The following is a 5,403-nucleotide window of genomic DNA, read 5'->3' as shown; positions in this document are numbered from 1 at the left end:
GCCACACTCCAGTGGCTTCCGGCGATCGCGCGTCCCAGAAGTTCCGCCACATCCCGCGCCGTCATGCATCGCCCGTTGACGCTGCGGAGTGTGAGAAACGCCTCCTTCTGCTGATTTTCATATTGAAGCACCAGCATGTTGTCCACGCGCAGATGGCTTCTGCGGAGTATTCCTGAAAGCACCTCCTCCCAGGATGCCGTCACATCCGCCGCCTGTTCCATCTGGTTGGAAAATTCCTCCAGAATCGCCGCCAGCTCCCGGAACTGGACGATCACCGCGTCCCGGCTTTCCAGAAAACGGTTTTTCCACCCCAGATTCATCGTCGCCCGCCCGAGACTCCGGTTCAATTCCCGCAAATATGCCTCTCTCTGGGAACAGATCTCATGAAACAGGCGAGGCATGTCCTCCAGGTCGATTTTCCCTTTCTGCTCGAACGTCCGAAGCAGATAATAGAGATAATAACTGTCGTCCCGGCGGCTGCCATAATACAGGTTGCACCGTGTACAATCGCCGCATACCGCCGACGCCGCCGTCTGCATTGCCGCCAGCCCGTCCTCCTTCGTCAGATGCCCCTGCCCGCCGATCTCATCCGCAAATGCCTGCGCCAGACCGCCCAGCGACAGTGCCATGCTCTTTAAACGTCTTGCCGTGTAGACGTTGACATCCGCCATATCTCTATGTAAAGTTCTCCGTTTAAGCACAAAAAATCCCTCCTAACCTGTATAACGCCATTATATACAGGCTGGAGAGAAATATTTGTCAAACGGACAGAGCAAAATCAGGGAAAACTTCGACATTTTCCGACCTATCTATGAACACTGCTCCCCCGTGTGCCATACTCCAGGCATTCTATGATGTGCTGCAAGTCTAATTCGGATTCGACGGCTTGAGCAGGATCTCATTGCGGTTTACAAGTCCCAGCTTCTCCTTCGCTACCTTCTCGATATACTGCTTGGTCTGCACGTATACGCGGTATTCCTCAAGCTGTTTGGCACGTTCTTCTTCTTTCGCAACCTGCGCCTCCAGATTTTCCTCACGAATTGAATAACTCCTATCCTTTTCCTTGAGATCGATGCCCTTGATGTGCACGGCAACCGCCAGACTCAGCACTACCATCGTAACGCCCACAAGCGCCATCCGGTTGTTTAAATTATCCTTTTTCTTTTTCCGCACATTTCCACCCGGTCTGCCTTCCGACATCTGTCTACGCATTCTCATCTCACTTCCTTTCCATGTTTTCTGCCTGTCCCCTTGTTGTACGTTTCTTTCCGGTCTTCTGGCTTTTTTTGCCTCTTCTTTTCATTTTAATCCATCCGCTGCATTTTTTCAATACCGCAAACAAAAGACGGCTGCCCGTCCGATCATAAAACACCATGCCGCCGAGCACGCCCGCCACCGCATAGCCGCGCAGAACTCCGTCATTCTGCCCGAACAAAAGCCGGAACGTCGCAAAGCTGGCAAAGAGCCAATACGCCGCATCCTCCATGCCTGTCCAAAATGAGCCGTGCCGTACCAGCCACCGGAAGATCCTAAGCCCGTCATACATCATCATCAGCGCGATTCCCGTACACACACTGCCGCCAAGCAGCCATATTTCCCCTCTCACCGTCCCACTCATCCGCCACCGCCTAACGGAACAGCCGTCCAAAGAACGACTCCTGCGATTTCCGGTGGGACTCGTTGCAGGAATACGAAAAGCTTTCAAACTCGCCCTCAATATCCACTTCGCCCTTTTCCAACGTCAGACGGCTCACATGCAGCGCCTTCCCACGCACCGTCAGAAGCCCCATGTTTGTATCGAGAATCATCTGGTTCTCATCAAATGACACCACATCCTGGATCCCCGTCACACTCCCCTTTTCCCGGTTCAGAAGCTCCAGCTTGTGAGGTCTGGCATCCAATTTTTCTTCCATGCAAAAAACCTCCCAATTTATCTAACTTATAGCCTATAGCTGCCTATTGTTAAATATATTGGGAGGTTTTCAGGTTTATGAATGATTATCTGGCCGGTTCCCAGACACCGTCTGCATTTACATAATAGCCGTCCGGTGTCCACTCAGCCATATAAAGGGAGCCGTATGGACGCCCTGCGCCCTCCATGTAAACCCAGGTTTTTAATTCTTCATCATACGCCCAGGTCGGCTGCGGTGCATACGGATTTAAGTATACATAGCCCAAATCCGGAATCAGCTGCCACTCCGTCAGCATCTCTCCCGTTGCCGGATCCAGATAATACCATCTGCCGTCCTGCGGATCCAGATACCAGCCCGTCCGCATGCCTGTGTTTTCGTCCACATAGTACCATTCGCCCGCGCTGTAATCATAGACCCAGCCCGTCCGGATATATCCGTCGGCTCCAAACGCCCACCATGCGCCCCGGAGCTGTTTCCACACAATCTGTTCAACCTGCCTGCCGGTCGCCGGATCCAGGACCAGGCTTCCCGACAGATATGTACCATTTGACAGGCGGTAACGCCATCCGGTGCTCTCTTTTACCCATGTGCTGGTATTTCTGTCGCGGCCGGAAGTGGTCGTTCCCTGCGGATTGCCTGGGGTCGATGGATTCGGGTTCGACGGGTTGGGTTTCGTCGGATTGGACGGGTCAGACGATGCTTTCTTTGTCTGGACCGTTACCGCCTCGCTGGCTGCGGATGCCGTCGTATTGACACCTTCTTTGAGTCTCACATAGAACTTGTAAGTCGTTTCCGGTGTCAGCCCGGTAAATACCGGTGAATCCTGCCATTCTCCCTGATCCACGCAGTATTCCAGTTCATATCCTGCCGGAATCGCGGTTCCATCCACAAATGCTGACGGTGCTTCCAAGGTCACGCTGGTATCTGTCCACGCTGCTGCCTGCGCTGCTTTCGGGGTCTTTGTTGCTATTTTCTTGATCGTCAGTTGCACCGTAATCGGATCACTCCTATAATATACGTTGCTGTCCGGGATCTTAATCTTACAGGAATACGTTCCCGCATTGGTCGGCGGTGTCATGCTGGAATAAACGGTTCCGTTCACACCTTCATAGTGCACCTCATACTGACCCTGAAACTGTTCCGAAAGATCCTGTCCACCTATCGTTGCCCGAATTCCATCCTCAACAGACTTCGGCGCGCCATCGTAATCAACCTCTTTATCCGTACCTTTCAGTGTAACTTTATCTTTCTCCCCAAAATACACATTTGTCTCAATATTCTGTGCCGGCATATTAAAGGAGGCGGTCCATTTGCCACCGGATTCGGTAAATTTCGGCGGGTAAATAACTACAAGTAAACCACCGCTGTATGTAAGGCATGCATTCTTGTTCTGCATCTCCTTCATCCGTCTGACACCTTCATCTGTCAAGGTCGCCGTTACCAGATCCCCGACTTTTGCTGTAGTCCTGTTCAGCATATAATAAGAACTGCTTCCTGGCTTCTTTGTGATCGAAAATTCTGCATTTGGATTATCCTGAACCTCGATATCCACAGCTACCATGCCCGGTCCCTCTAAGTATACATAGAGAGTCGGGAGACCGGTTGTATTATCTTTTTCGATGCAATAATTACCGTTTTCCGTAAGCTCTGATTGACTATTTACCTTTTTCGGTATAACTGAATCTTTCTTATACAGCGACATTGACTTTATTTTAAATTCTCTAAACAGCTTGCCATTGATAATCTTTGTTACTTTCAGAGAACCAATATGGTCGCCTCCACTCCACTCTTTGGTTTCAAAGGCTGCCGTCGTTCCCCAGGTACCCCATTCCTGCCCTACGAACCAGGTATACTGGGTTGCATTTAAGTTTACTGCATAAGAAACCTGCACCGAAGCATTTGAACACGGCATCGTAAAATAATATACCGTTGGATCTTCAAAATTGCACAGAGTCGCATCCACCTTTGAACCATTTGCATCGGTAATTGTTACTTTACTTACGACATCTTCCGAATCCAGACCCGTAAATGCAAGGTAAACTATTTCTCCGGCTTTCTGTGAAAATGTAAATGTACCAGTTTCACTACCTGTCGTAGAAATTGGATTTGTTCCCCCTTTTGCATCATTCAGGGATGCATACGCTTTCACAACTGCATTCAGAGAATTCGTATGACCCGGCTCCCGTCCTACTGTAACCATGTGCTCCGCCGTATCAACTGTCAGCTGGCATTCTGCCCACTTGGAAGGATCCGCCTTGCTGATGGCTGTGATTGTATAGGTTCCATTTGCCGCAGCCGCAGCGGTTACCAAGCCGTCCTCTACCTTGACTGCCGGATCACTGCTTTTCCACGTCACCTCTCTGGACGCTCCGTTTGCCACATCGACGGTTGCAGTGAGCTGGACGCTTCCTCTCGGATAAATCGTCTCATTGGTCTTATCCAGCGTAATTCCGGTAACCGATGGCTTCAGATCCAGCGTCAGATTCGGAGATAATGTCTGTTTTTTCAGAATCGGGAAGGCATACCTGTCGGTTGAATCCATCGTCCAGGTAGAAGCAAAATCCCAGCCCAAACCTTTATAAAATTCTGGATCTTTCAGATTTGCCTCCGTTGCGTCCGCTCCATATAGCTTGTCTGCCCCCATCATATTCGGATCCGGGGTCAAAATCGTCCCATCTGATTTTCTCGCGACTGTGCCGGCAAAGCCGTAGTTATTCGTATACTCTCCTGACGTTCCGCCAATCCGGTTGAGTGATCGCATCTCCGGGAAAATGCTGACACAAGAGGAAATCGAACCGTTGTCGGAAATGCCCGCCACGGATGCGCCAGTGGGATTTTTTGTCAGCGCTTCGCCTGCCGCGTAGCTGTGGGAGATCGTTACGTTGCCGCTTCCTACCAGTCCGCCAATATAATCTCCCTTATCAACGTCCATATCCACAACTGCATAGCTGTTTTCAATGGTTGTAGTTCCACCGGTCCAACCAACCAAACCACCTACAAACCTCTTGCTGGCGGTTCCTTTGATTTCAGCATCTGCATAGCAGGACTGGATCTCTACCGAATATTTTTCCCTTACATTTCCTATCAAACCACCCGCAGCTTCAATCTTATTCGTTCCATCTGTAGTTTCGATTGTTCCACTGACGTAACAATTTTCTACTGTCAGAGAATCATATACATCACCAACCAGGATACCAACTCTCGCATCATCGTTGGAAGCTCTAACCACCGCATTTTCTATGGTCAGATTCTTAATTTCACACTTCGAAGAAATTTCTTGAAACAATCCCGTAGGAACCATATTTCCTACTACATTCAAGCCTCGAATCGTATGTCCGCATCCATCAAATTCAGCTCCGGCCTTAGGAATCGAAGCAAAGTCGTGACCGCCCATATCAATATCGCACATCAGTTTCGCTTTCCAGTTTGAAATCTTCGTATCTCGGAAATACGCAAGCTCTGCCCCGGTACTAATTTGATAATAACCATT

General features: G+C 49.9%; 5 protein-coding genes (1 of these 5 running past the window's edge). All 5 read right to left on the bottom strand.

Annotated elements, in window-relative coordinates; translation table 11 throughout:
- Positions 1-701 carry the 5' portion of a hypothetical protein gene (locus QVO97_RS12830; protein ID WP_022360390.1) on the bottom strand. Its footprint begins 79 nt before the window's first position, so the window shows 701 of its 780 coding nt (coding positions 1-701); it begins with the start codon at positions 699-701; its stop codon lies off the left edge, out of view.
- Positions 702-867: 166 nt separating this feature from the next.
- Positions 868-1,212, bottom strand: a complete 345-nt coding sequence (locus tag QVO97_RS11095) for a septum formation initiator (RefSeq protein ID WP_181986250.1) — start codon at positions 1,210-1,212, stop codon at positions 868-870.
- Between the two features lie 7 nt (positions 1,213-1,219).
- The gene (gene yabQ / locus QVO97_RS11090; RefSeq protein ID WP_022360388.1) at positions 1,220-1,618 is read right to left on the bottom strand and encodes a spore cortex biosynthesis protein YabQ; all 399 of its coding nucleotides are present in this window, start codon (positions 1,616-1,618) and stop codon (positions 1,220-1,222) included.
- 10 nt (positions 1,619-1,628) lie between these two features.
- Positions 1,629-1,913, bottom strand: coding sequence for a sporulation protein YabP (gene yabP, locus QVO97_RS11085; protein WP_022360387.1), 285 nt, complete (start codon positions 1,911-1,913; stop codon positions 1,629-1,631).
- An 85-nt stretch (positions 1,914-1,998) separates the two neighbouring features.
- Positions 1,999-5,403 (bottom strand): Ig-like domain-containing protein (locus QVO97_RS11080; protein ID WP_288189702.1); only part of this gene is annotated, 3,405 nt, incomplete at its 5' end.

The sequence above is a fragment of the Clostridium sp. CAG:43 genome (assembly GCF_000434655.1).
Lineage (GTDB): Bacteria > Bacillota > Clostridia > Lachnospirales > Lachnospiraceae > Otoolea > Otoolea fessa.
This window is presented reverse-complemented; position numbering and strand designations above follow the sequence as displayed.

Excerpts from the sequence above, each read along its gene's own strand:
- QVO97_RS11095 (WP_181986250.1), bottom strand. The coding sequence starts at position 1,212 with ATGCGTAGACAGATGTCGGAAGGCAGACCGGGTGGAAATGTGCGGAAA.
- yabQ (WP_022360388.1), bottom strand. The coding sequence starts at position 1,618 with ATGAGTGGGACGGTGAGAGGGGAAATATGGCTGCTTGGCGGCAGTGTG.
- yabP (WP_022360387.1), bottom strand. The coding sequence starts at position 1,913 with ATGGAAGAAAAATTGGATGCCAGACCTCACAAGCTGGAGCTTCTGAAC.